The organism is Rhodobacter sp. 4.3.4 (assembly GCF_058724655.1).
Genome location: NZ_CM178967.1, coordinates 3,131,487 through 3,154,797, shown reverse-complemented (window position 1 = coordinate 3,154,797; position 23,311 = coordinate 3,131,487). Strand labels below are relative to the sequence as shown.

21 protein-coding genes are annotated in these 23,311 nt (G+C 65.5%); 14 read left to right on the top strand and 7 right to left on the bottom strand.

Annotation, left to right across the window (positions count from 1 at the left end; translation table 11 throughout):
- Window positions 1–57 precede the first annotated feature (57 nt).
- Both dgcA and AC4PTB_RS15605 read left to right on the top strand, forming a co-directional pair.
- Window positions 58–1,020, top strand: coding sequence for an N-acetyl-D-Glu racemase DgcA (gene dgcA, locus AC4PTB_RS15610; protein WP_492190785.1), 963 nt, complete (start codon window positions 58–60; stop codon window positions 1,018–1,020).
- A 12-nt stretch (window positions 1,021–1,032) separates the two neighbouring features.
- Window positions 1,033–1,893 carry a D-amino-acid transaminase gene (locus AC4PTB_RS15605; RefSeq protein WP_492190784.1) on the top strand — a complete coding sequence of 287 codons (861 nt, stop codon included), beginning with the start codon at window positions 1,033–1,035 and terminating at the stop codon, window positions 1,891–1,893.
- A gap of 230 nt (window positions 1,894–2,123) precedes the next feature.
- On the opposite strand, the gene AC4PTB_RS15600 is transcribed toward AC4PTB_RS15605, so the two are convergent.
- Together AC4PTB_RS15600 and AC4PTB_RS15595 are read right to left on the bottom strand one after the other, a co-directional pair.
- Window positions 2,124–4,211, bottom strand: coding sequence for a calcium-binding protein (locus tag AC4PTB_RS15600; protein WP_492190783.1), 2,088 nt, complete (start codon window positions 4,209–4,211; stop codon window positions 2,124–2,126).
- 122 nt (window positions 4,212–4,333) lie between these two features.
- A complete protein-coding gene (locus AC4PTB_RS15595; protein WP_492190782.1) occupies window positions 4,334–5,080 on the bottom strand; it encodes an N-formylglutamate amidohydrolase in 747 nt (248 codons plus the stop codon).
- Window positions 5,081–5,213: 133 nt separating this feature from the next.
- Between AC4PTB_RS15595 and pyk the strand changes: the two genes are divergently transcribed.
- The 7 genes from pyk to AC4PTB_RS15560 all read left to right on the top strand — a co-directional run bounded on the left by pyk (window position 5,214) and on the right by AC4PTB_RS15560 (window position 13,378).
- Window positions 5,214–6,659, top strand: a complete 1,446-nt coding sequence (gene pyk, locus AC4PTB_RS15590; RefSeq protein WP_492190781.1) for a pyruvate kinase — start codon at window positions 5,214–5,216, stop codon at window positions 6,657–6,659.
- Window positions 6,660–6,809: 150 nt separating this feature from the next.
- The gene (rpmI, locus tag AC4PTB_RS15585; protein WP_013068852.1) at window positions 6,810–7,010 is read left to right on the top strand and encodes a 50S ribosomal protein L35; all 201 of its coding nucleotides are present in this window, start codon (window positions 6,810–6,812) and stop codon (window positions 7,008–7,010) included.
- A 16-nt stretch (window positions 7,011–7,026) separates the two neighbouring features.
- Window positions 7,027–7,392, top strand: a complete 366-nt coding sequence (gene rplT / locus AC4PTB_RS15580) for a 50S ribosomal protein L20 (RefSeq protein ID WP_055213314.1) — start codon at window positions 7,027–7,029, stop codon at window positions 7,390–7,392.
- 124 nt (window positions 7,393–7,516) lie between these two features.
- Window positions 7,517–8,599, top strand: coding sequence for a phenylalanine--tRNA ligase subunit alpha (pheS, locus tag AC4PTB_RS15575; RefSeq protein ID WP_492190780.1), 1,083 nt, complete (start codon window positions 7,517–7,519; stop codon window positions 8,597–8,599).
- Window positions 8,600–8,632: 33 nt separating this feature from the next.
- Window positions 8,633–9,265: a hypothetical protein gene (locus AC4PTB_RS15570; protein ID WP_492190779.1), complete on the top strand. Its 633-nt coding sequence runs from the start codon at window positions 8,633–8,635 to the stop codon at window positions 9,263–9,265.
- 12 nt (window positions 9,266–9,277) lie between these two features.
- Window positions 9,278–11,698, top strand: a complete 2,421-nt coding sequence (gene pheT, locus AC4PTB_RS15565; protein WP_492190778.1) for a phenylalanine--tRNA ligase subunit beta — start codon at window positions 9,278–9,280, stop codon at window positions 11,696–11,698.
- Window positions 11,699–11,776: 78 nt separating this feature from the next.
- Complete coding sequence (locus tag AC4PTB_RS15560) at window positions 11,777–13,378, top strand: GMC family oxidoreductase (protein ID WP_492190777.1); 1,602 nt, start codon at window positions 11,777–11,779, stop codon at window positions 13,376–13,378.
- Here the strand turns inward: AC4PTB_RS15560 and AC4PTB_RS15555 are convergent.
- From AC4PTB_RS15555 to AC4PTB_RS15545, 3 genes are all read right to left on the bottom strand, one after another.
- A complete protein-coding gene (locus tag AC4PTB_RS15555; RefSeq protein ID WP_492190776.1) occupies window positions 13,375–14,100 on the bottom strand; it encodes a rhomboid family intramembrane serine protease in 726 nt (241 codons plus the stop codon). The genes AC4PTB_RS15560 and AC4PTB_RS15555 overlap by 4 nt on opposite strands.
- Before the next feature lie 39 nt (window positions 14,101–14,139).
- On the bottom strand, window positions 14,140–14,556 hold the full coding sequence (locus tag AC4PTB_RS15550; RefSeq protein ID WP_492190775.1) for an META domain-containing protein: 417 nt from the start codon (window positions 14,554–14,556) through the stop codon (window positions 14,140–14,142).
- An 83-nt stretch (window positions 14,557–14,639) separates the two neighbouring features.
- Complete coding sequence (locus tag AC4PTB_RS15545; protein WP_492190774.1) at window positions 14,640–15,461, bottom strand: MerR family transcriptional regulator; 822 nt, start codon at window positions 15,459–15,461, stop codon at window positions 14,640–14,642.
- A 110-nt stretch (window positions 15,462–15,571) separates the two neighbouring features.
- On the opposite strand from AC4PTB_RS15545, the gene AC4PTB_RS15540 reads away from it, so the two are divergent.
- The 3 genes from AC4PTB_RS15540 (at window position 15,572) to AC4PTB_RS15530 (ending at window position 18,139) form a co-directional block, all read left to right on the top strand.
- Window positions 15,572–16,855: a 4-aminobutyrate--2-oxoglutarate transaminase gene (locus AC4PTB_RS15540; protein WP_492190773.1), complete on the top strand. Its 1,284-nt coding sequence runs from the start codon at window positions 15,572–15,574 to the stop codon at window positions 16,853–16,855.
- A gap of 3 nt (window positions 16,856–16,858) precedes the next feature.
- Entirely contained in the window at window positions 16,859–17,326 is a 468-nt protein-coding gene (locus tag AC4PTB_RS15535; protein ID WP_492190772.1) for an Lrp/AsnC family transcriptional regulator, read from the top strand.
- A gap of 162 nt (window positions 17,327–17,488) precedes the next feature.
- Window positions 17,489–18,139, top strand: coding sequence for a GcrA family cell cycle regulator (locus AC4PTB_RS15530; protein WP_492190771.1), 651 nt, complete (start codon window positions 17,489–17,491; stop codon window positions 18,137–18,139).
- Between the two features lie 380 nt (window positions 18,140–18,519).
- Here the strand turns inward: AC4PTB_RS15530 and AC4PTB_RS15525 are convergent, their stop codons facing one another.
- On the bottom strand, window positions 18,520–19,185 hold the full coding sequence (locus AC4PTB_RS15525) for a hypothetical protein (RefSeq protein ID WP_492190770.1): 666 nt from the start codon (window positions 19,183–19,185) through the stop codon (window positions 18,520–18,522).
- A gap of 131 nt (window positions 19,186–19,316) precedes the next feature.
- Between AC4PTB_RS15525 and rimO the strand changes: the two genes are divergently transcribed.
- The gene (gene rimO, locus AC4PTB_RS15520) at window positions 19,317–20,711 is read left to right on the top strand and encodes a 30S ribosomal protein S12 methylthiotransferase RimO (RefSeq protein ID WP_492190769.1); all 1,395 of its coding nucleotides are present in this window, start codon (window positions 19,317–19,319) and stop codon (window positions 20,709–20,711) included.
- A gap of 184 nt (window positions 20,712–20,895) precedes the next feature.
- Window positions 20,896–21,102, top strand: a complete 207-nt coding sequence (locus AC4PTB_RS15515; protein WP_013068838.1) for a cold-shock protein — start codon at window positions 20,896–20,898, stop codon at window positions 21,100–21,102.
- A gap of 197 nt (window positions 21,103–21,299) precedes the next feature.
- On the opposite strand, the gene AC4PTB_RS15510 is transcribed toward AC4PTB_RS15515, so the two are convergent.
- A complete protein-coding gene (locus AC4PTB_RS15510; protein ID WP_492190768.1) occupies window positions 21,300–23,192 on the bottom strand; it encodes an acyl-CoA synthetase in 1,893 nt (630 codons plus the stop codon).
- Window positions 23,193–23,311 lie beyond the last annotated feature (119 nt).

Sequence of the window (23,311 nt, the reverse complement as noted above, 5' to 3'; positions counted from 1 at the left end):
GTGCCGGGGGCAGGAGCCTCCGGCGGGGATATTTGGGGCAAGATGAAAGGGCGGGAAATGATTTCCGTTTCCGCGGATGTGTTTCGTTTGGCCGAGGTGTTCACCATCTCGCGCGGCTCGCGGACCGAGGCGAAGGTGCTGACGGTGCGGATCAGCCGCAATGGCGTGACCGGCTGGGGCGAATGCGTGCCCTATGCGCGCTATGGCGAAAGTCTGGACAGCGTGACGGCGCAGATCGAGGGCCTGCCCGAGGGGATCACCCGCGCGGCGCTGTATGACGCCCTGCCGCCCGGGGCGGCGCGCAATGCGGTGGATTGCGCGCTGTGGGATCTGGAGGCGAAAGCCGCGGGCAAACGGGTCTGGGAGCTGGCCGGGCTTTCCGCCCCCGGGCCGGAGATCACCTGTTACACGCTCTCGCTCGCCGAGCCCGAGCAGATGCGGGCCGCGGCCGCGAAGAACGCGCATCGGCCGATCCTGAAGATCAAGCTTGGCACCCCCGATGACATGCCGCGGCTTGAAGCCGTGCGGGCGGGGGCGCCGAAATCGGTGATCGTCGTCGATGCGAACGAGGGCTGGTCGGCCGAGGTCTATGCCGATCTTGCTCCGCATCTCTTGCGGCTGGGCGTCGCCATGGTCGAGCAGCCCCTGCCCGCGATCGATGACGAGGCGCTGATCGGTCTGGCGCGTCCGGTGCCGGTCTGTGCCGATGAAAGCTGCCATGACCGCAAGTCGCTGTCGCATCTGAAGGGCAAATACGATCTTGTGAACATCAAGCTCGACAAGACCGGCGGGCTGACCGAGGCGCTGGCCTTGCGGCAAGCGGCCTTGGCCGAGGGCTATGGCGTGATGGTCGGCTGCATGGTCGGATCGTCGCTGGCGATGGCGCCCGCGACCCTTGTGGCGCAGGCTGCGGCCTATGTCGATCTTGACGGGCCGTTGCTTCTGGCCCAAGACCGCGAAAGCCCGCTGACTTATGCGGACGGCAAGGTTTATCCCCCCGAGCCGGGGCTCTGGGGCTGAGGAGGAATGCGCATGAGCCGCACCGTTTACCTGAATGGCGAGTATCTGCCCGAGGAAGAGGCCAAGGTCTCGATCTTTGACCGTGGCTTCGTGATGGGCGATGCCGTTTACGAAGTGACCTCGGTTCTGGAGGGCAAGATCCTGGAATTCGAAGGCCATCTGGCCCGGCTTTCCCGCTCGATGGCGGAGCTGCAGATGACCGGCAACCTGAGCCGCGAGGAATGGCGGGAAATCCACCGCCAGCTGATCGCGCGCAACAATCTGGTCGATGGCATGATCTATCTGCAGGTCAGCCGCGGCAATGCGGGCGACCGCGATTTCCACTTCCCGCCCGCGGGCACGCCGCCGACGATCGTGCTTTACACCCAGTCGAAGCCGGGTCTGGCCGATGATCCGAAGGCGAAGACCGGCATCAAGGTGATCTCGATCCCGGATCTGCGCTGGCATCGCCGCGACATCAAGACGGTGCAGCTGCTTTACCCGTCGATGGCGAAGATGGCCGCCGAAGCCGCGGGCAAGCATGACGCCTGGTTCGTCGAGGACGGTTTCGTGACCGAGGGCTCGTCGAACAACGTCTATATCGTCAAGGGCGGCAAGATCATCACCCGGCAGCTGTCGAACGACATCCTGCACGGCATCACCCGGGCCTCGCTTTTGAAATATGCCGCCGAGGCGCAGATGGAGATCGAGGAACGCCCCTTCACCATCGCCGAAGCCCAGGCCGCCGACGAGGCGTTTTTCACCTCGGCTTCGGCCTTCGTGATGCCGGTGGTCGAAGTAGACGGCGTGGCGCTGAACGGCGGTGCCGTCGGCCCGGTGTCGAAGCGTCTGCGCGAAATCTATCTGGAAGAAGGGCGCAAGGCGGCGATCTGAGCCGTCGCAGTCTCTGAGATGAGAAGCCCCGGGCCAGTGCGGTCCGGGGCTTTTTCGTTTGTCCGGCCGGTCCGCCCCTCTGCGGCGGGCGAAACCGGAGAGGCGACGGGGAGGGGCTTTCGATGTCCCGCGCGATCAGGTTGCCCGGGCGCAACCGGTGATCCGCGGCCTGCATCCCGACAGCAAAAGGCCCCGCCGGAGCGGGGCCTTGCAAGGGGATCGGCCGGTCGTCAGCCTGCCGTGACGCGGTTGACGGTGATCATGTCGAGCGTGACGGCGCTGGCGGCGACGCCCTGCAGCTGGAAGGCATCCGCGCCATTGACCAGGACCACCGCCCCGGTGCCGCGATCGACGACGCTGATCACCGCATCCGCGGGCACGTCGTCCAGCACCAGACGGTCGGTGCCGGCGGTGAAATCGGTCACCACGACAAGCTCGGGTGCGGGGGTGCCGGTCGTGGTAAGGCCGGTGGTGAAGACATCCGCCCCCGCGCCGCCGGTCATCGTGTCGGCCAGATCGCCGATCAGCGTGTCATCGCCCGCCCCGCCCAGCAGCGTATCGGCGGCCGTGGAGGCGGGATCGTCGTCGCCGATCAGCAGATCGTTGCCCGCGCCGCCATCCAGCAGATCCGCGCCGCTCAGGTCGTTCAGCCGGTCGTCGCCGTCTTCGCCCAGCAGCGAATCGTTGCCGTCGCCGCCGTAAAGACTGTCATTCTGCCCGCCGCCCAGAAGGCTGTCATTGCCGTCCTGGCCGCGAAGCTCGTCGGCCCCGTAGCCGCCCGAGACGGTGTCATTGCCCGCGCCAGCCTTCACCGTATCCGCGCCCAGATGGGCGTAGAACGCCTCGTCGGCAGCGGTGCCGGTCAGGCTGTCGGCCGCGTCGGTGCCGTGGATTTCGCGCGCGGGCAGATCCGGCGTGTGGCTCTTGCCCGCGGCGTCTTGCAGCGTCAGGTGGTCGGACAGGGTCTGCAGATCGGCGCCCGGGAACTCGGCCACGGTCTTGCCATCGACGATCGCCGCCACGCCGCCCGCGATGGTGTCGAGCCGGAATTCCATGCCAGCGGTGAAGGCGTCGTCGCGGATCAGCACCGTCTCGAAGCTTCCCGCCGCCGCGCCGGTGATGTTGCCGTAATCGGTCAGCTTCAGCGGTGCGTCGCCCGGCTGCCAGGTGATCTCGAAGGAATCGCGCCCGGCGCCGCCGGTCATCACGTCGCCCGACCCCGCCGCAAGCGCGTCATCGCCCGCGCCGCCGTCAAGGCTGTCTTTCCCGGCGCCGCCGTCGAGCGCGTCATTGCCCGCCCCGCCCGCAAGGCGGTCGGCGCCGTCACCGCCGGTCAGGGTGTCATTGCCCGCCCCGCCCGCAAGGCGGTCGGCGCCGTCACCGCCGGTCAGGGTGTCATTGTCGGCGCCGCCGTCAAGCGTGTCGTTGCCCGTGCCGCCCGACAGCGAGTCGGCCCCGTCCTCGCCCGCCAGCAGGTCATTGTCGGCGCCGCCGTCAAGCGTGTCATTGCCCGCGCCGCCCGAGAGCGAGTCGGCCCCCGCCAGACCGGACAGGGTGTCGTTCCCGGCCAGCCCGCTGAGCGTATCCTCGGCCGCCGTGCCCTTGAGATCGTCGGCTCCCGCGGTGCCGGTCACGGTCTCGCCGGGGATCTTCGGATGCAGGCTGGTGTCGCTGTCGGTCTGGGTCAGCGTCACCGCGGGGGCCAGCGCGGTGATGTCGCCGCCCTCGAACCAGGCCACGGTCTCGCCGTCGAGGATCAGGTTCACCCCGCCTTTGACCGCCTCAAGGTGGAAATCGGTTTTGTCGCTCACCGCGTCATCGATCTCGATCTCGAATTTCTCGCCCGCAGCAGGTTTGAAATCGCTCAGCGTCAGGGCGGTGCTGCCCGGCGTCCAATAGGCGCGGAACATGTCGGTGCCGTCGCCGCCCAGCAGGGTGTCGCCGTCATCGCCCAGCAGCGTGTCGTTGTTGGCGCCGCCATCCAGCAGGTCAGAGGCCCCGCGCTTGAGATCCAGCGCGGTCAGATAGTCGTTGCCATACCCGCCGTGCAGCGTATTCGCGCCGAAGAAATCGGTCAGCTCGTCGGCGCCAAGATTGCCGCGCAGGGTGTCGTTGCCGCCGCCGCCATCAATCGTGTCATTGCCATGACCGCCGTCGATAAAGTCCCTGCCGTCCGTGCCGTCGATCTCGTTCGCCTTCGCGTCGCCAAAGATCTTGTTCGCGGCAGTGTCGTCGCCGTCATCGTCGTCATCCTGCGCATTCATGGCCATGCCGACAAGAAGCGCCGGGAAAAGTGAAAGAAGAATGAGACTGCCCAAGACTGCGCTCCTGACCTGATTTCAAAATCCGTTAAGAAGTCGCTAGCACCGCCCCTTGGCAGGGGCAACCAAAGCGACAGGTCTGCGGGGAATTGACGCTTTCGGCGGAAACAATGCCGTGATCAGGGGGTGACTGTTTCGGCGGCCTTCAGGGCCTCTGCCAGGATCGGCGCCAGTATCCCGGCCCAATGCGCTTGCCCCGATTCGTTTGCGATCAGGTCGTTGCGCAGCTCGATCAGCACGTTCTGCCGCCCGGTGTCGAGCGCGTGCCGGTCGATGCTGTCGCCGCGCAGATGGCCCGCATAGGGTTCGTTGTCGCCGACGCAAAGCCCCGCGGCGCGCAGCCCGGCAATCAGCGGCAGCGCCAGGCGGGTGTCGCGCGGCGAATGCAGCACGCCCACCTGCCAGGGCCGGGGGGCACGTCCGCGCAGGCAGGGGGTAAAGGAATGGATCGCGCAGATCACCGTATCCGTCCGCCGCGCCGCCAGCCGCGCCAGCGCGGCGTGATAGGGGCGGTAAAGCCGGTCCAGCCGCTCCGCCACCGCGGGGGGCGGGATGTGGCGGTTGGCGGGAATGATCGTGCCGTCATAAAGCTGCATCACCAGCGTCGGGTCGTCCTCGCCGCGGTTCGGATCGATGACAAGCCGCGAGAAATCCGACCAGATCAGCGGGCTGTCGAGCGCCTCTGCCAGATGCCGGGCGACCTCGAGCGCGCCGGGGTCCCAGGCGATGTGACGGGTCATGTCCTCGGGGGCGATGCCGAGATCGCCGCCCGCCACCCAGCCGGGCACCCGGTTGGTGGCGTGATCGACGGTGATCAGCCAGCGCCCGGGGCGGGTTTCGCCATGAATGTGACAGGCTTCGGTCATGGTTTCTTTGCCTTTGTCGTTCACAACAGATTTACGTCAGCGGGGCCCGGTGTTCCAGTTGCCCCGCGCGACATTTTGCGCCATAGCTGGAAACGGCCCACGAAATGACTGCAACATCAACGCCCGAGGACGCATGAGACGCCTTCGCAATGTCAAGATCGTGGCCACGCTTGGCCCCGCATCTTCCGATTACAAGACCATCCGCGCCCTGTTCGAGGCCGGGGCCGACATGTTCCGCCTGAACATGAGCCACGGCACCCATGCCGACCACAAGGCCCGCTACGACATCATCCGCCAGATCGAGGCCGACACCGGCCGTCCGGTCGCGGTGCTGGCCGATCTGCAGGGGCCGAAGCTGCGCGTCGGCACCTTCGCCTTTGGCGCCGCCGATCTGGAGGAGGGCGAGACCTTCCGCTTCGACCTTGATCCGACCGAGGGCGATGGCCACCGGGTCTGCCTGCCGCATCCCGAGATTTTCGCCGCGCTGGAAGTGGGTGCCCGGCTTTTGGTCAATGACGGCAAGATCCGCCTGCGCGTCACCGCCTGCGGCGCGGATTTCGCTGAGTGCGTCGTTACGGTGGGCGGCACGATTTCGAACCGCAAGGGCGTGAACGTGCCCGATGTGGTGCTGCCGCTGGCGGCGCTGTCGGAAAAGGATCGCACCGATCTGGAATTCGCCTGCGATCTGGGCGCCGACTGGCTGGCGCTGAGCTTCGTGCAGCGCCCCGAGGACGTGATCGAGGCGAAGGCGCTGGCCCGTGGCCGGGCGCAGGTGCTCTCAAAAATCGAGAAACCGCAGGCCGAACGCGCCTTCGACGAGATCCTCAAGGTCTCGGACGGGATCATGGTCGCGCGCGGCGATCTGGGGGTGGAGCTGCCGGTCGAATCCGTGCCGCCGATCCAGAAGCGGCTGATCCGCAAATGCCGCGCCGCGGCGAAGCCGGTGATCGTGGCGACGCAGATGCTGGAAAGCATGATCGAAAGCCCGATGCCGACACGGGCGGAAATCTCGGACGTCGCCACCGCGATCTATGAAGGTGCCGATGCGATCATGCTTTCGGCCGAATCCGCCGCCGGGCGCTATCCGGTCGAGGCGGTGCAGACGATGAACGCCGTCGCCCGCTCGGTCGAAAGTGACCCCACCTATCGCGACATCATCGAGGCGTCGCGCTCGGCCGCGCGGCAGACCGTTGCCGATGGCATCGTCGCCGCCGCGCGCGAGATTGCCGAAACCACCGATGTTTCCGCGATCTGCTGCTATACCCAGTCGGGCAAGACCGTGGCGCTGGTGTGCCGCGAACGGCCCCGCGTGCCGGTGATCGCGCTCTCGCCGATCACCCAGACGCTGCGCAAGCTCTGCCTGAACTGGGGCGTGCATGCGGTGCGCTGCGAGGAAGTCAGCCGCTTCAAGGAAGCCGTGGTCAATGCCGCCCGGGCCGCGCGCGACTACGGCTTTGCCGATGAAAGCCATCAGATCATCGTCATCGCCGGGGTGCCCTTCAACGTGCAGGGCACGACGAACATCCTGCGCGTGGCGCCCTGCGACGAAAGACTGATCTACCGCACCGACCCGGAATGACCCTGCGCCCGGTTCCGCGCCTTTCCCGGCCGCGGGACCGTTTTCGCTTGCCAATTCCGGCGCGCGCGGCTATCTGCCCGCATCTATCCCGTACGGCCGGCCAACAGTGGCATGCCGAGTCGTGCGTTCACTCTCGAAAAGGAGATGAAAATGCCCAAGATGAAGACCAAATCCGCTGCGAAGAAGCGGTTCAAATTCACGGCGACCGGCAAGGTCATCGCGGGTCCGGCCGGCAAACGCCACGGCATGATCAAGCGTTCGACCAAGTTCATCCGCGACAGCGCGGGCACGATGATCCTGTCCGATGCGGACGCGAAGATCGTCAAGAAATACATGCCCTACAACCGCTGATCTGGAGGCCTGAACAATGTCCCGCGTCAAATCCGGCAAGGTCACTCACGCCTCGCACAAGAAAGTCCTGAAGAAGGCGAAAGGCTACTATTCCGCCCGTTCGCGCAACTTCCGCACCGCCACCCAGGCTGTCGACAAGGCGATGCAATACGCCACGCGCGACCGCCAGCAGCGCAAGCGCAACTTCCGCGCGCTGTGGATCCAGCGCATCAACGCGGCCGTCCGCGCCTGCGATCTGGAAATGACCTATTCGCGTTTCATCAACGGTCTGGCGCTTGCCGGGATCGAAGTGGACCGCAAGGTTCTGGCCGATCTGGCCGTCCACGAGCCCGAGGCCTTTGCGGCCATCGTTGCCCAGGCCAAAGCCGCCGCGGCCGCGTAATTCCCCACTGACGGGAACCGAACCCCCCGCGCGGCGCACGCCGTCGCGGGGGTTTTGCGTTCGGGCGCTTGAAATCACCCCGGGGGGCGGCTAGCAAGACGCACCCACTTGCAGGAGAGACCTCATGACCACGCTCGATGTGCTCAAGGCGAAATATCTCGAAGGCATCGGCGCCGCCGCGGATGAGGCGAGCCTTGAGGAGCTGCGTCTGGCCGCCCTTGGCAAGAAGGGCGAGATCAGCCTGAAGATGCGCGAACTGGGCCAGATGACGCCCGAGGAACGCACCACCACCGGCGCGGCCTTGAACCGGCTGAAGGACGAGATCGACGCGGCTTTGCGTGCGAAGAAAGAGGCTTTGGCCGATGCGGCGCTGGATGCCCGGCTGCGCTCGGAATGGCTGGATGTCACGCTGCCCGGCCGTCCGCGCCGGGCTGGCACGATCCACCCGGTCAGCCAGGTGATGGACGAAGTCACCGCGATTTTCGCCGATATGGGCTTTGCCGTGGCCGAGGGGCCGCAGGTCGAATCCGACTGGTACAACTTCGACGCGCTCAACATCGCGCCCGAACACCCCGCCCGGCAGGAACACGACACCTTCTTCATGGCCCGCGATCCGGCCGACCCGCGCCCGCCGCATGTGCTGCGCACCCACACCAGCCCGGTGCAGATCCGCGCCATGCAGGCCAAGGGCGCGCCCATCCGCGTGATCGCGCCGGGCCGCGTGTATCGGATGGACATGGACCAGACCCACGCGCCGATGTTCCATCAGGTCGAGGGCCTCGCCATTGGCCGCGACATTTCGATGGCGAACCTGAAATGGGTGCTGGAGGAATTCTGCAAGACCTTCTTCGAGGTGCCCTCGGTCGAATTGCGCTTCCGCGCCAGCCACTTCCCCTTCACCGAACCCTCGGCCGAGGTGGATATCCGCTGTTCCTGGGAAGGCGGCCAGTTGAAGATCGGCGAGGGCAATTCCTGGCTGGAAATCCTCGGCTCGGGCATGGTGCATCCCAAGGTTCTGGCGGCGGGCGGCATCGACCCGAACGAATATCAGGGCTTTGCCTTCGGCGTCGGCATCGACCGGATCGCGATGCTGAAATACGGCATCCCGGATTTGCGCGCGTTCTTCGAGAGCGACCTGCGGTGGTTGAAGCACTATGGTTTTGCGGCATTGGATTTGCCGACGGTTTTTGGAGGGTTGAGTAAGTAATGGAGCGGCACTCTTTTTTGTGGAGAGTTTCAAATGGAGAAATCTGCTAAATTCTTTGCTTGGGCAACCGTTGTCTCCGCGGTTATTGCCGCGCCAGCGTTTGCGTGGGAGACATCATATCTTCAGGCCGAAACTGCTGATCAGTTGTCGACTTGTAATGCCAATCAAAACTATAGAAATGCCTTTTTTACGGTTAGGCTGCATGGAGAAGACATGGATTTCGTCTTCTACAGAGCCGATTTTACTCTGCCTTACGATACTGCTCTTGGTTATGTTGGTTTTGCGTTTGGCGATAAGATATTCGTTTTGAGGGCAAACACTCTTCCTCGGCGAAATGAGGATATTATAGATAGCTCGCAGGTTATATATATATACTCTGAGAAGTCTGATTACGAGGCGCTCTTTAATAATTTGCGGGACGGAAGTGTTCTTCGGATAGTTTTTCCTAATGGAGACAACTACCCTGTAGACTTGCGTGGGAGCTCAAGGGCTTTGGACGAAGCTGCGGACTGCTGGAGGCGAAATAAAACCGGAGCCCTGCAAAATAATCCTTTTACTGCCCCTCCTAAAGGCGGTAACCCATTTAGCTCGCCACCAGATAGCGGAAATCCGCCGAACTCTGCTCCAGTCCAAACGCCGCAGGCTGATCCTGCAGCCAGCCTATAGGATATACTTGGTATGAAATTCACCCTCTCCTGGCTGAAAGACCATCTCGAGACCGAGGCCTCGGTCACCGAGATTGCCGATGCGCTCACCGACCTTGGCCTTGAGGTCGAGGAGGTGGTGAACCCGGGCGCGAAACTCGCCCCCTTCACCATCGCCAAGGTGCTGCACGCCGAAAAGCACCCCGATGCCGACAAGCTGCGGGTCTGCCGCGTGCTGACCGACGAGGGCGAAAAGGTCATCGTCTGCGGCGCGCCGAATGCGCGGGCGGGGATCACCGTCGTGCTGGCGAAACCGGGCGATTATGTGCCGGGCATCGACACCACGCTCGGCATCGGCAAGATCCGCGGCGTCGAAAGCCACGGCATGATGTGCTCGGAACGCGAGCTGGAGCTGTCGGACGAGCATAACGGCATCATCGAGCTGCCCGAGGACAGCCTGAATTCCGAGGTCGGCTGCAAGTTCATCGACTGGCTGGCGGAAAACCGCCCCGAGGCCGTCGATCCGATGATTCACATCAAGATCACCCCGAACCGCCCCGATGCGCTGGGCGTGCGCGGCGTGGCCCGCGACTTGGCGGCGCGCGGTCTTGGGCGGCTGAAACCGCTGGACATCGAGGCCGTGCCGGGCGGGTTCGAAAGCCCGATCAAGGTGGAAATCGACGCCGCCCTGAAAGAAAAGGGCTGTCCGCTGTTTGCTGGCCGTCTGATCCGCGGCGTGAAGAACGGGCCGAGCCCCGACTGGCTGCAAGCGCGGCTGCGGGCGATCGGGCTGCGTCCGATCTCGGCCCTGGTCGATATCACCAACTTTTTCACCTATGACCTGAACCGCCCGCTGCATGTGTTCGACGCGGCGAAGGTGGCGGGGAACCTGCGGATCGTGCCCGCGCAGGGCGGCGAAGAACTGCTGGCGCTGGATGGCAAGACCTACACGCTCCGCCCCGGGCAGATGGTGATTTGCGACGATGCGGCGCCGGAAAGCCTTGCCGGGATCATGGGGGGCGAGCTGTCGGGCTGCACCGAGGCGACGGTCGATGTCTTCCTCGAAAGCGCCTATTGGGACCCGATCACCATTGCCACCACCGGCCGCGCGCTCAAGATCAACTCGGACGCGCGCTATCGGTTCGAACGTGGCGTCGACCCGGAGTTCACCCTGCCGGGGCTGGAACTGGCAACGCAGATGGTGCTGGAGCTGTGCGGCGGCGAGGCGTCGAATGTGGTGATGGACGGCGCCGTTCCCGATACGAAACGCGCCTACAAGCTCGACCCCGCCCGGGTGATTTCGCTGGTGGGGATGGAGATCCCCGAGGCCACGCAGCGCGAAACCCTGACCGCGCTTGGCTTCACTTTTGACGGCGACATGGCCTCGCCGCCCTCGTGGCGGCCCGATGTGCTGGGCGAGGCGGATCTTGTGGAAGAGGTGGCGCGGATTGCGTCCCTCACGAAGCTCGTCGGCCGTCCGCTGGCGCGCGAAACCACCGGCGTTCCCGGCCCGGTGCTGACGCCCATTCAGACCCGCGAACGCACCGCGCGGCGCACGATTGCGGCCTTGGGCTACAATGAATGCGTGACCTACAGCTTCATCGACGCGAAATCGGCCACGCTGTTTGGCGGCGGGGGTGAGGCGACGCGGATCGAAAACCCGATCTCGTCCGAGATGACGCACCTGCGCCCGGATTTGCTGCCCGGTCTGTTGCAGGCGGCGGCGCGCAATCAGGCGCGCGGTTTTGCCGATCTGGCGCTGTTCGAGGTTGGCCCCGCTTTCAGCGGTGGCGAGCCGGGCGATCAGGCGGTGCAGGCGGCGGGGCTTTTGGTGGGCGCCTCGGCGCCGCGTGACCCCTGGGCCTCACGCCGTCCGGTTGATGTCTATGACGCCAAGGCCGATGTCGAGGCCGTGCTGGCGGCGATTGGTGCGCCTGCCCGGGTGCAGATCAACCGCAAGGTGGCGGGCTGGTTCCATCCGGGCCGCTCGGGCACCATTGCGCTTGGGCCGAATGCGCTGGCGAGCTTTGGCGAGGTGCATCCGAAAGTTCTGCGCGAAATGGGGGTGAAGGGGCCGGCGGTCGCCTTTACCGTCTGGATTGAATCGGTGCCCTTCCCGAAGGCGAAAACGCCGACCCGGCCGGCGCTGGCGCTGTCCGGTCTGCAGGCGGTCGAGCGCGATTTCGCCTTTGTCGTCGATGCGGGCGTCGAGGCGCTGACCGCGGTCAATGCCGCGATGGGCGCCGACAAGGCGCTGATCGAGGCGGTCTCGGTCTTTGACCAGTTCACCGGCGCCAAGGCCGAGGAACAGATGGGCGCGGGCAAGAAGTCGATCGCGCTCTCGGTCCGGCTGCAGCCGCGCGACAAGACGCTGACCGATGCCGAGATCGAGACGGTTTCGGCGAAGGTGGTGGAAAAGGTCACCAAGGCCACCGGCGGCGTGCAGCGGAAGTGACGGCCCCGAAGTGACGGCAGGTCACACTTTGTGACCGGGCAAAACAGGTTAGGCTCTCTCCGAACAGGGGGGAGCCTGATGCATTTCGACTATGTCATTCTGGGCGGCGGCTCGGCCGGGTCGGTGCTGGCGGCGCGGCTGAGCGAAGATCCGGGCACCCGCGTCTGTCTGGTCGAGGCGGGCAATGCGGCGAAAGACATTCTGGTGCGGGCGCCCGCCTTGGTGGCGGCGCTGGTCCCCGGGTATCTCGGCGCGCATAACTGGGCGCTGCAGACGGTGCCGCAGCCCGGTCTGAACGGGCGGCGGGGCTTTCAGCCGCGGGGCAGGGGGCTGGGCGGGTCCTCTGCGATCAATGCGATGCTTTATGTGCGCGGCCATCCCTCGGATTACGACGCCTGGGCGGCAGCGGGGGCCACGGGCTGGGATTGGGCGGCCTGTCAGCCGTGGTTCCTGCGCTCCGAGCGCAACAGTCGCGGGGCGTCTGCGCATCACGGCGATGCGGGGCCGTTGCAGGTGGGCGACCAGCGCCGCCCGCGGCCGATCACCCGCGCTTTCGTGCAGGCTTGCGGTGCGGTGCAATGCCCGGAAACCGACGACTTTAACGGCGACCGGCAGGAGGGCGCCGCGCCCTTTCAGGTCACGCAATTCTGGGATGGGCCGAGGAAAGGCGAGCGCTGTTCGGCGGCGGCGGCCTATCTGCATCCGGTGATGGACCGGCCCAATCTGACGGTGCTGACCGGGGCAAGGGCGGAAAAGGTGCTGATTTCCGAGGGCCGCGCCACCGGGGCGCTGGTGCGGCAGGGGCGGCACCGGCTGCGGCTGGAGGCGGGGCGGGAAGTGATCCTGTCCGCCGGGGCCTTTGGCTCGCCGCAGCTTCTGATGCTCTCGGGCATCGGGCCGGGGGCGCATCTGCGCGACCATGGCATCGCGGTGGTGCAGGATCTGCCCGGCGTCGGCGCCAACCTGCAGGACCATCTGGATTACACGATTTCGCATTTTTCGCCGCGCCGCGATGTCGTCGGGCTGAACCCGCGCGGGCTGTGGCGGCTGGCGAAGGCCGCGGGCGGCTGGATGCGGCATGGCGAGGGGCTTTTCGCCTCGCCCATGGCCGAGGGCGGGGCGTTTTTGCGATCCGCGCCCGGGGTCACGGTGCCCGATCTGCAGATCCATTTCGTCGTCGGCATCGTCGATGCCCACATGCGCAAGCTGCATGTCGCGGACGGCTGGTCGGTGCATATCTGCGTGCTGCGGCCGCAATCGCGCGGCACCTTGCGGCTCGCGTCGAAAAACCCGCGCAAGGCGCCCTTGATCGACCCGGCTTTTCTGGCCGATCCGCGCGACGAAGCCCTGATGCTGCGGGCGGCGCGGATGCTGGAACAGATCGTGGGCGCGGCGGCCCTGGCGCCCTGGCGGGGCGACAGGCTTTATCCGCATGACGGCACCGAGGCCGGGCTGATGGCCGATATCCGCGCGCGCGCCGACACGATCTATCACCCGGTCGGCACCTGCCGCATGGGCACCGATGCGGCGGCGGTGGTGGATCCCGAATTGCGGGTGCGCGGTGTGGCGGGGCTGCGGGTCGTCGATGCCTCGGTCATGCCCAGCCTGATCGGCGGCAACACCAATGCGCCCACCATCATGATCGCCGAGCGCGCGGCTGCGATGATCCGGGGGCGCTAGCGGCGGCGGCGCACCACCGGCACGCGGGTTGCCACATAGTCGATCGAGGGGTTCGGCGGCAGCCCGCCATGGTCGCGCCAGAACCGCGGCCCGCCCAGACGCAGGAAATGCGGCGCCATCAGCACCAGCCCGGCCAGAAAGCCGCCCGCATGCGCCCAATAGGCGACGCCATCGGCCGAGCCGCCGAGCGAATTCAACAGCTGCACCGCGAACCAGAAGCCCAGCACGATCCAGGCGCGGATGGTGAAGATCTTGTAGATGATGAAGAAAATGAACAGGATGTCGACCCGCGCCTTCGGGAACAGCAGCAGATAGCCGCCCATCACCGCGGCAATCGCGCCGGAGGCGCCGACCATCGGCACATCGCTGAAAGGATCGCCCGCGATCTGTGCGCCCGCTGCCGCCAGGCCGCCCAGCAGGTAGAAGACCAGAAAGCCGAAATGGCCGAGCTGGTCCTCGAGGTTGTCGCCAAAGACCCATAAAAACAGCATGTTGCCAAGGATGTGCAGGATGCCCGCATGCAGGAACATATGCGTGACAAGCCCGTGCAGCCAGACGCCATGGCTGATCGCCTCGGGGTAAAGCGCGCCCCATTGCCACAGCCCGAACATCCGCCCGCCCCAGTCGGCGGTCAGCACATAGATCAGCACGTTGAGCAGGATAAGCCCGCGCACCACCCAAGGGGTGCGGGTCGAGGGGTTATGGTCGCGGATCGGGAACATCGGCCCAGCCTTCCCGAAGACAGCGGGGGCGTCAAGCCTCTAGCGGGCGGCGCGCAGCACCACCTTGCCCGCGGCATCGATGAACTCCAGCGCCGGACCGGCCTGCCGCAGCGCCGCCACCGTGCCGATGGTCGAATGGAAGGCCTGTTCCACCTGCATCTGTTCGGGCGGGCACATCATCCGGGTTCCGGCCAGGGCGCCCACATGCAGCGCGCCGTCGCGGGTCTCGACCCGGCCCGCATAGCGGTTGCAGCCCGAGCTGCCTGCGAGCATCCCCGGCTCGGGGGACAAGATCGTGACGCTGACGCCCGCAGGCACGGCGGTGCCCGCGATCTCGGTGACGGTCCATTCGGTTCCGGTGCCGATCAGGGCCAGCGGATCGGCCGGGGCGGTCGCGGCCTCCTCCTTGCAGGCGGCAAGGGCGATCAGGGCAAGGGCAAGAACGGCGACACGCATGGGACCTCCGCGGTTTTGACCAGAGTGACCCGCCGGGCGCGGTCCCGCAAGAGCATCACGCAAAGGTGTGGCTTTCGGCGGGGTCAGAAGGTCGGCGGGGTGTTGACCCAGATCACCACCGTGCGCCCGTCGGCGGCATTGGCCCAGGCATGCGGACGGCGGCTTTCGAAATAGATGCTGTCGCCGACCCCCAGCTCGTGCAGCTCGGTGCCGTCCAGCGTCAGCCGGAAACGGCCCTCCAGCACGGTGATGAATTCCTCGCCCTCGTGGCCGTAACCGCCCTCCGAGGCCGCGCCGGGGGCAAGGATGAAGCGGTGGCAATCCATCTGCCGCCGCCCCTCGGCCAGAACCTCGACCCGCACGCCCTCGACCGGCATTGGCCAGATCCGCGCCGCCCCCGCCCGCACCACGGGGTGCCCGACCTCGTCCTGCCCGGAAAGCCGCGAGACGGTGGTGCCGTAATATTGCGCCAGATCGGCCAGCGTCTTGAAGCTGACCCCCGCCCCAGTGCGTTCCAGCGTCGAGAGCGCCGAGGCCGAGACCCCCAGCGCCTGCGCCACGGTGTCGAGCGTCTCGCCCCGGGCCTGCCGCAGCGCCCGCAGGGCGGTCCCCAAGGGTTCGTTGGTGATCGCGGGGGCGGTGGGGGCGTCGTTCTCGCTTTCCAGCGTCGCGCGGATCGCGGCGGGGTTCAGCCCGGCCTCGCGCCGCAGATAAGCGATGCGCTGCAGTCGCGCCACATCGGCTGCGGAATAAAGCCGCTGCCCCGAGGCCCGGCGTTGCGGCGCAATCAGCCCCTGCGTCTCCCACAGCCGCAGCGTGGAGGAGGCCACGCCCGCCGCCCGCGCGGCTTCGGTCACCCGAAACAGCGGCGCATCTTCGGGCATATCTGCATGCGACTCGGTCATTTCACCTGCCTTATCCGGGCAGGATGCGCCTGGCCACCGATCTTGCCAAGAATTTTCTTGCAGAAAAAATGCAAGGTGAGAGGATGCGATATCTCGAATCGGAGCCCTTCATGACCGTGCAAACCTCGTCCGACCTGTCCGCCCGCCGTGCCGCCGCCATCGCCAAGGGCGTTGGCGTGACGACACAGATCTATGCCGAACGCGCCGAGAACGCGGAAATCTGGGACAAGAATGGCACCCGTTATATCGACTTCGCCGCGGGCATCGCGGTGGTGAACACCGGCCACCGTCACCCGCGGGTGATCGCGGCGGTCAAGGCGCAGCTCGACGCCTTCACCCACACCTGCCATCAGGTCGTGCCTTACGAAAACTACGTCACCCTGGCCGAGCGTCTGAACGCCGCCGTGCCCGGTGACTTTGCGAAGAAAACCATCTTCGCCACCACCGGCGCCGAAGCCGTTGAAAACGCGATCAAGATTGCCCGCCATTACACCGGCCGCCCCGGTGTTGTGGCCTTTGCGGGCGGCTTTCACGGCCGCACCTTCATGGGCATGACGCTGACCGGCAAGGTCCAGCCCTACAAGGCCGGTTTCGGCCCGATGATGAACGATGTCTGGCACCTGCCCTTCCCCTGCCCGCTGCATGGCGTGTCGGGCGAGGACGCCGTGGCGGCGCTGGAACGTCTGTTCAAGGCCGACATCGAACCCGCCCGCGTCGCCGCGATCATCGTGGAACCCGTGCAGGGCGAGGGCGGCTTCTACCCGGTGCCCGAAGGTTTCATGAAGAAGCTGGGCGAGATCGCCGACAAGAACGGCATCGTCCTGATCGCCGACGAGGTGCAGACCGGCTTTGCCCGCACCGGCAAGCTTTTCGCGATGGAACATCACGGGGTCGCCGCCGACATCACCACCATGGCCAAGGGGCTGGGCGGCGGCTTCCCGATCTCGGCCGTCACGGGCCGCGCCGAAATCATGGACAGCCCGAACCCGGGTGGCCTTGGCGGCACCTATGCCGGGGCGCCGATTGCGGTCGCCGCCGCCCATGCGGTGCTGGATGTGATCGAGGAGGAACAGCTCTGCGCCCGCGCCGAGCGTCTGGGAGCGCGGCTGAAACAGCGTCTGGCGGCGCTGCAGGACAGCGTGCTCGAAATCGCCGACATCCGCGGCCCGGGCTTCATGAACGCGGTCGAGTTCAACGTCGCGGGCACGCATACGCCGAACCCGGAAATGACCAACCGCGTCCGCGAAGAGGCGCTGAACCGCGGCCTGATCCTGCTCACCTGCGGCGTTTACGGCAACGTCATCCGCTTTCTGGCGCCCTTGACCATTCAGGATGCGGTCTTTGACGAGGCGCTCGACATCCTCGAAGCCTCGATCCTCGCCGCGAGGGGCTGAGCGATGTGGGGCGAACCCGCCCGCACGGCAGAGCGTCTGGACGACACCGATCAGCGGCTGATCGCGGCGCTGCGCCGCGACGGCCGGGCCGCGGTGTCGGATCTGGCGGTGCAGCTTGGTGTTTCCCGCGCCACCGTGCGCGCGCGGATCGAGCGGCTGGTGGCGCGCGGCGAAATCTCGGGCTTTACCGTGATGACGCGCGCCGAAGTCTCTGCCGCGCCGGTGCGGGGGCTGATGCTGCTCTGTGTCGAGGGGCGGGCGACCGACAAGGTGATCGCCCGCCTGCTCGGCCTGCCGCCGGTGCAGGCGGTGCATACGACGAACGGGCAATGGGATCTGATCGCCGAAATCGGCGCCCGTTCGCTTGAGGAACTGGACGAGACGATCCTGGCGATCCGCCGCTTTGAGGGGGTGGGGCGGACGGAAACCAACCTGCAGCTGTCCTCGCGTCGTCCGGCGGCCCGGTTCTGACACCGGGTCTTTCGGTCGCCCTTGAATTTCCGGGACGGTCCTTGTATTGCGCACCGTCCCGGCTAAAATGGGTCAGACCGCCCCGATGGGGGATGCCTGCTCGGGTCTGCCCGGACGGGTGATGAACGCCGCCCCCGCGGGGCGAAGAAACAAGGTGCGCCGATGTCCTGGACCGATGAACGTGTCGAACTTCTGAAAAAGATGTGGACCGAGGGGCAATCGGCCAGCCAGATCGCCAAGGAACTGGGCGGGGTGACGCGCAATGCCGTGATCGGCAAGGTGCATCGTTTGGGCCTGTCGAACCGGGTCGAGGGGGCGGCGCCCGCGCCTGCCCCGGCGGCGGCGCCTGCCGCGGTGGCCAAGCCCGCCGCGCCCGAGCCGGTGGCCCCGGCGCCCGCTGCAACGGCGGCCCCGCGCGTCGAGCCCGAGCCTGAACCCGTGCGTCCGACGATTGCCGCAGTGCCGCCGCGCCCCGCGCCCGCCGCGCCGCAACCGGCTGTCGCCGCCGCTCCGGTGCCGGGCGTGGTGCGCAAGCCCGCGCTGGTGCCCGCGGGCCAGCCCTTGCCGCCGCAACCTTCGCTGAACGAGATCAGCCCCGAGACGCTGGCCTCGGTCCGCGAGGTCGAAAAGCGCTCGCGCAAGATTTCGCTGATGGAACTGACCGAACGGACCTGCAAATGGCCGATCGGCGACCCGGCGACCGAGAATTTCTACTTCTGCGGCCTGCCGAGCTCGGCCGGCAAACCCTATTGCGAGGCGCATGTCTCGGTGGCCTTCCAGCCGATGAGCGCGCGGCGGGACCGTCGGCGGTAAGACAGCGAGGCCCGGCAAGACGCAGGTGTCCGTTTGCGCGGATAGGTTTGGGGGCTATTGTTCCCAATCCCTGAAGTCCAGAATGTTTGGCATCGGGATCACTTTCGAGCCGGGGATGATCAGGTCCCAATACTCGCTTTGACTGATTTCGGTTTTCGGATCGGCTGGGTGGTGTTTTGTCGATTCATATTCTACGACGCGCGTGACTTGCCCTTTTCCCAAGAGGTTAATTGTTGCATTCAGGTGGTCATCGCAGCCCGAATATCCGAAAAGGAAAATGCGCTCCGCTTTGGCGACAAGGGTACGATAGGCGTTCCAATAGCTTTTGAGAAGATCGCTTTTTTCTATGTCGAATTGTTTGTAGTAGGAATTGTTCAGGATCAGGTGGCTTTGGGGTGAGCCGGCAATTTTGGGGATCGCCCACGTTGGCTTTTTTCAATCTGATCGTCGCCGCATTCGTTTTGACTGGTCAGAAATAGAGGTGAGCCATGAAGATGCAGATATAGTGGGTGCTCTCGATCAGTGGAATTTCTCAAGGCAGTCAGATCGAAGACAGGAATTTTTCTTTTCCTATAGCCATCGTCAAAATCCAAGCCATTCTTACGATGTGCATCCACCATGGCGCCATATATAAGCTTGTCGTAATTCAGTGTTGCGATACTGGATTCTTTCTTTGCGATGTGCTCAATCAAGGCTGCGATGAATTTAGCCCTTTTCTCCTCACTGTCCGCACTTGAAAACGCCTCGTCATGAAAGTGACACGCCGCTGCATGACAGAATGATCGCATCTCGTCTTCGGTCAAGTCCATCGCAGAGACGGGATGCTCCCTTCGAATTTTCGCCGCCTCCCGCATGACGACATAAATGCGGCCGAATTGCTCTTCGGTATTGGGCGACTCTCCTGCGCCCAACATCGCCCAACGCAACAGGGCGTCTTTTTTCTCTGGTGAAAGGACTCCACTATTCCAAGCGACGCCGAGCGCGGTTGAGAGCTTGAAATGCATGTCGTCGATGGCACGACCAAGGCCGTTGCCGAAAACGATCAATCTCTTGGTCAAAATGGCCCCCTTCACAACATTCGCGGCATGATACTGCTTGAGGGTGTGCTTGCAATCACTGTTACACCTGTCGCGCAAGGCGCTTCCCGCGGCCCCCCAAGGCGGTGTATATCGCCCCCATGAGCCAGAACCCGCCCAACCTCCGCCCCGATCTTGCGCCGAAAGCGCTTGTCACCGACACCCCCCGCCCGGGCCAGCCGACGATCGGCATGGTCTCGCTGGGCTGCCCCAAGGCGCTTGTGGACAGCGAACGCATCCTGACCCGGTTGCGGGCAGAGGGCTATGCGATCTCGCCCAGCTATCAGGGCGCCGATGCGGTGATCGTCAACACCTGCGGCTTTCTGGACAGTGCCAAGGCCGAGAGCCTTGAAGCCATCGGCGAGGCGCTGAGCGAGAATGGCAAGGTCATCGTCACCGGCTGTCTGGGCGCCGAGCCGGAGTTCATCACCGGCGTGCATCCCAAAGTGCTGGCCGTCACCGGGCCTGAGCAATACGAACAGGTGCTCGATGCCGTGCATGGGGCGGTGCCGCCCAAGCCCGATCCTTTCGTCGATCTGCTGCCCGCCACCGGCATCAAGCTGACGCCGCGGCATTTCAGCTATCTGAAGATCTCCGAGGGCTGCAATCACGCCTGCAAGTTCTGCATCATCCCCGACATGCGCGGCAAACTCGTCAGCCGCCCCGCCCATGCGGTGCTGCGCGAGGCGGAAAAGCTGCTCGAGGCGGGGGTGCGGGAATTGCTGGTGATCAGCCAGGACACCTCGGCCTATGGGCTGGATCGGCGGCATGAGGTGACGGCCTGGAAGGGGGCCGAGGTCCGCGCGCATATCACCGACCTGACGCGGGAACTCGGGCGGCTTGCCCAGCCCTCGGGCGCCTGGGTGCGGCTGCATTACGTCTATCCCTATCCGCATGTGCGCGAACTGATCCCGCTGATGGCGGATGGCCTCGTGCTGCCCTATCTCGATATCCCGTTCCAGCATGCCCACCCGGAAACGCTCAAACGCATGGCCCGGCCCGCGGCTTCTGCCAAGACGCTCGATGAGATCGCCGCCTGGCGTGCGGATTGCCCCGAGATCGTGCTGCGCTCGACCTTCATCGTGGGTTACCCGGGCGAGACCGAGGCGGAGTTCCAGTATCTGCTGGACTGGATGGCCGAGGCGCAGCTCGATCGTGTCGGCTGCTTCCAGTATGAAAACGTCAAGGGCGCGCGGTCGAACGACCTGCCGGGCCATATGGCGCCCGAGCTGAAACAGGAACGCTGGGAACGCTTCATGGAGGCCGCGCAGGCGATTTCCGAGGCGAAGCTGGCGGCCAAGGTCGGCACCGTGCAACAGGTGCTGGTCGATGCCGTCGATGACGAGGGGGCGACCTGCCGCACCCGCGCCGATGCGCCCGAAATCGACGGCAACCTGTTCATCGACGAGGGATTCGAGGACCTCTCGCCGGGCGACATGGTGACGGTCGAGGTCGAGGAAGCGTCGGATTACGACCTTTGGGGGCGCTTGCAATAGGCTTTTTGCCGCGGCACCCCCACGCGCAATTTTCTTGCAATGTGGGGGCGAAGGCCCCATACCCTAGTCCTGCGCACCGCGCCTTTTCGACGACCTGCTCCCTTTGCGGCTACAGTTCTCGATCGTGACGTGACTGAGCCGGGCCGCCGCAATCCTGCGGGCGGCATACAGAAGGAGACGACGGATGGCCAAAGGCACCGTGAAATGGTTCAACCAAACCAAAGGCTTCGGCTTCATCGCCCCGGAATCGGGCGGCAAGGACGTGTTCGTCCACATCTCGGCGGTGGAACGCGCCGGTCTGCGTGGCCTCAATGACGGCCAGGCGATCAACTACGATCTGGAAAAAGGCCGCGACGGCCGCGAATCGGCGATCAACCTCGCCATCGCCTGAGCCAGTGCGCACAGGATTTCGGAAAGCGGCTCCTTCGGGGGCCGCTTTTCATTTGCCAGGATGAAGCTGCCAAGATGAAACTGCCGGGATGAAAAGGGCGGTCCCCGAAGGAACCGCCCCTTGGCCGCCCGGCGGATCAGGTCAGCCTGCCGATCCGCTGATTTCTTCCCGGCCCGAAGACGCCCTGTCGCCGCCGGTCACTCGGCCCAGGCCCAGGGCACGGTGAACTGCCCCAGCACCTGCGCCATCTTCTCCTGATCGACCGCGCCGGTGCTGGCCAGCTGCGCCACCAGACCGCGCTTCTTGTCCTCGACCACCGCGACGACCTGCACCGGCACCCCGGCCTCGGCCAAGGCGCCGTCCAGAACCCGGGTGATCGCGCGCTTGCGCAGCTCGGGCTTGAAGATCTTGCCCACCGCGGTCTTCGGCAGCTCGTCCAGCACCTCGATGTGCTTGGGCACCGCCGCGCGTTCGTGGATGTGGCGTTTGGCATGCGCCAGCAGCTCTTCGGCGCTGATCGTCGCATCCTTGACCAGCTCGACATAGGCGCAGGGCAATTCGCCCGCGAAAGCATCGGGCTGACCGATGGCGCCGGCAAAGGCGATGGCGGGGTGCGACAGCAGCGCCTCCTCGATTTCCGCTGGGTCAATGTTGTGACCGCCGCGGATGATCAGATCCTTGGCGCGGCCGGTGATCCACAGATAGCCGTCCGGGTCGATCCGGCCCAGATCGCCGGTGCGCAGGAAGCGTTCCTCGGCAAAGAGATCGTGGTTCTTGTCCACCTCGGTATAGGTCGAGCCCTCGAAGACGCCCGGGTTGGCGACGCAGATCTCGCCCACCTCGTCGGGGGCGCATCCGACAAAGCCCGCCTCGGTCTTGCGCAGGATGCGGACGTGGGAATAGGGCAGGGGGATGCCGACCGAGCCGACCTTCTTCACCCCGTCGACCGGGTTGATCGAGACCAGGCAGGTGGCTTCGGTCAGCCCGTAGCCCTCGCAGATCTCGACGCCCGTCGCCTCCTTGAAGCGGTTGTAAAGCTCGACCGGCAGGGGGGCGGAGCCCGAGATTGCCGTGCGCAGGGACGAGATGTCGGCATCGACCTTGCGCTGCATCAGCGCGGCGATGGCGGTGGGCACGGTGATCAGGAAGGTCACCTGCCAGCGTTCGACGAGCTTCCAGAAATTGTCGAAGACCCCCTCGCCGCGATAGCCCGCGGGGGTCGGGAAGACGACACGGGCGCCGGAATGGATCGCCGACATCAGGATCGGATAGGCGGCAAAGACGTGGAACAGCGGCAGCGGGCAGATCATCACATCGGTGTGGCGGAACAAAAGCGTGCCGCCCAGCCAGCCGTTGTAGATCATGCCGGAATATTTGTGCTGCGCCACTTTCGGCATGCCCGTGGTGCCGCCGGTGTGGAAATAGGCGGCGACGCGGTCGGCCTTCGCATCCTCGAACACCAGCCGGTCGGCGGGCTGGCCGTCGCAGGCGGTGTTGAAATCATAGACATCGGCGTGATGGCGGAAATGCGTCTTCGGCCGGATGAAAGGCACGATCCAGCGTTTCGGCGCGGTCAGGTAGCGGTTGAGATCGACTTCAAGGATCGTCTTGACATTCGGCGCGTGCTTGACCGCCTCGGCCGCCTTTTGCGCGATGTCGGATTTCGGGAAGCTTTTCAGCGTCACCAGCACCTTGGCCTTGGTCTCGCGCAGGATCGCGGAAATCTGCTCGGGCTCCAGCAACGGGTTGATCGGATTGACGATCCCCGCCGTCGCGCCGCCCAGAAGCACCACCGCGGTTTCCAGGCTGTTGGGCAGCAGGTAAGCCACCGTGTCCTTTTCGCCCACGCCCATCCGGCGCAACAGGTTTGCCACCTGCGTCACCCGGGCCAGGACCTCTGCCCAGGTCATGGTGAGGGAGTGATCCGCAGGCCCCGAGGTGATCTGAAACGTCAGCGCCGGACGGGCCCCGTGTTTCCTCGCCACGCGGGACAGAAAATCATACATCGTCACCGCACGGTCGCGGTCTTCCCAGGGCATCTCGGCTTCGACGCGGTCGCGATCGGCCACCGTGGCGTAGGTATCGGTCATTGTGTCCTCCCCCGGCCCGTTCCTCCGCAGGCCTTGTGCGCAGAATGCGTCATAAAACGGCGCCCGGGCAAGGGCGGGATTGCCGCGAACGTCACGTCATGGCAGGCATGACGCTGGGA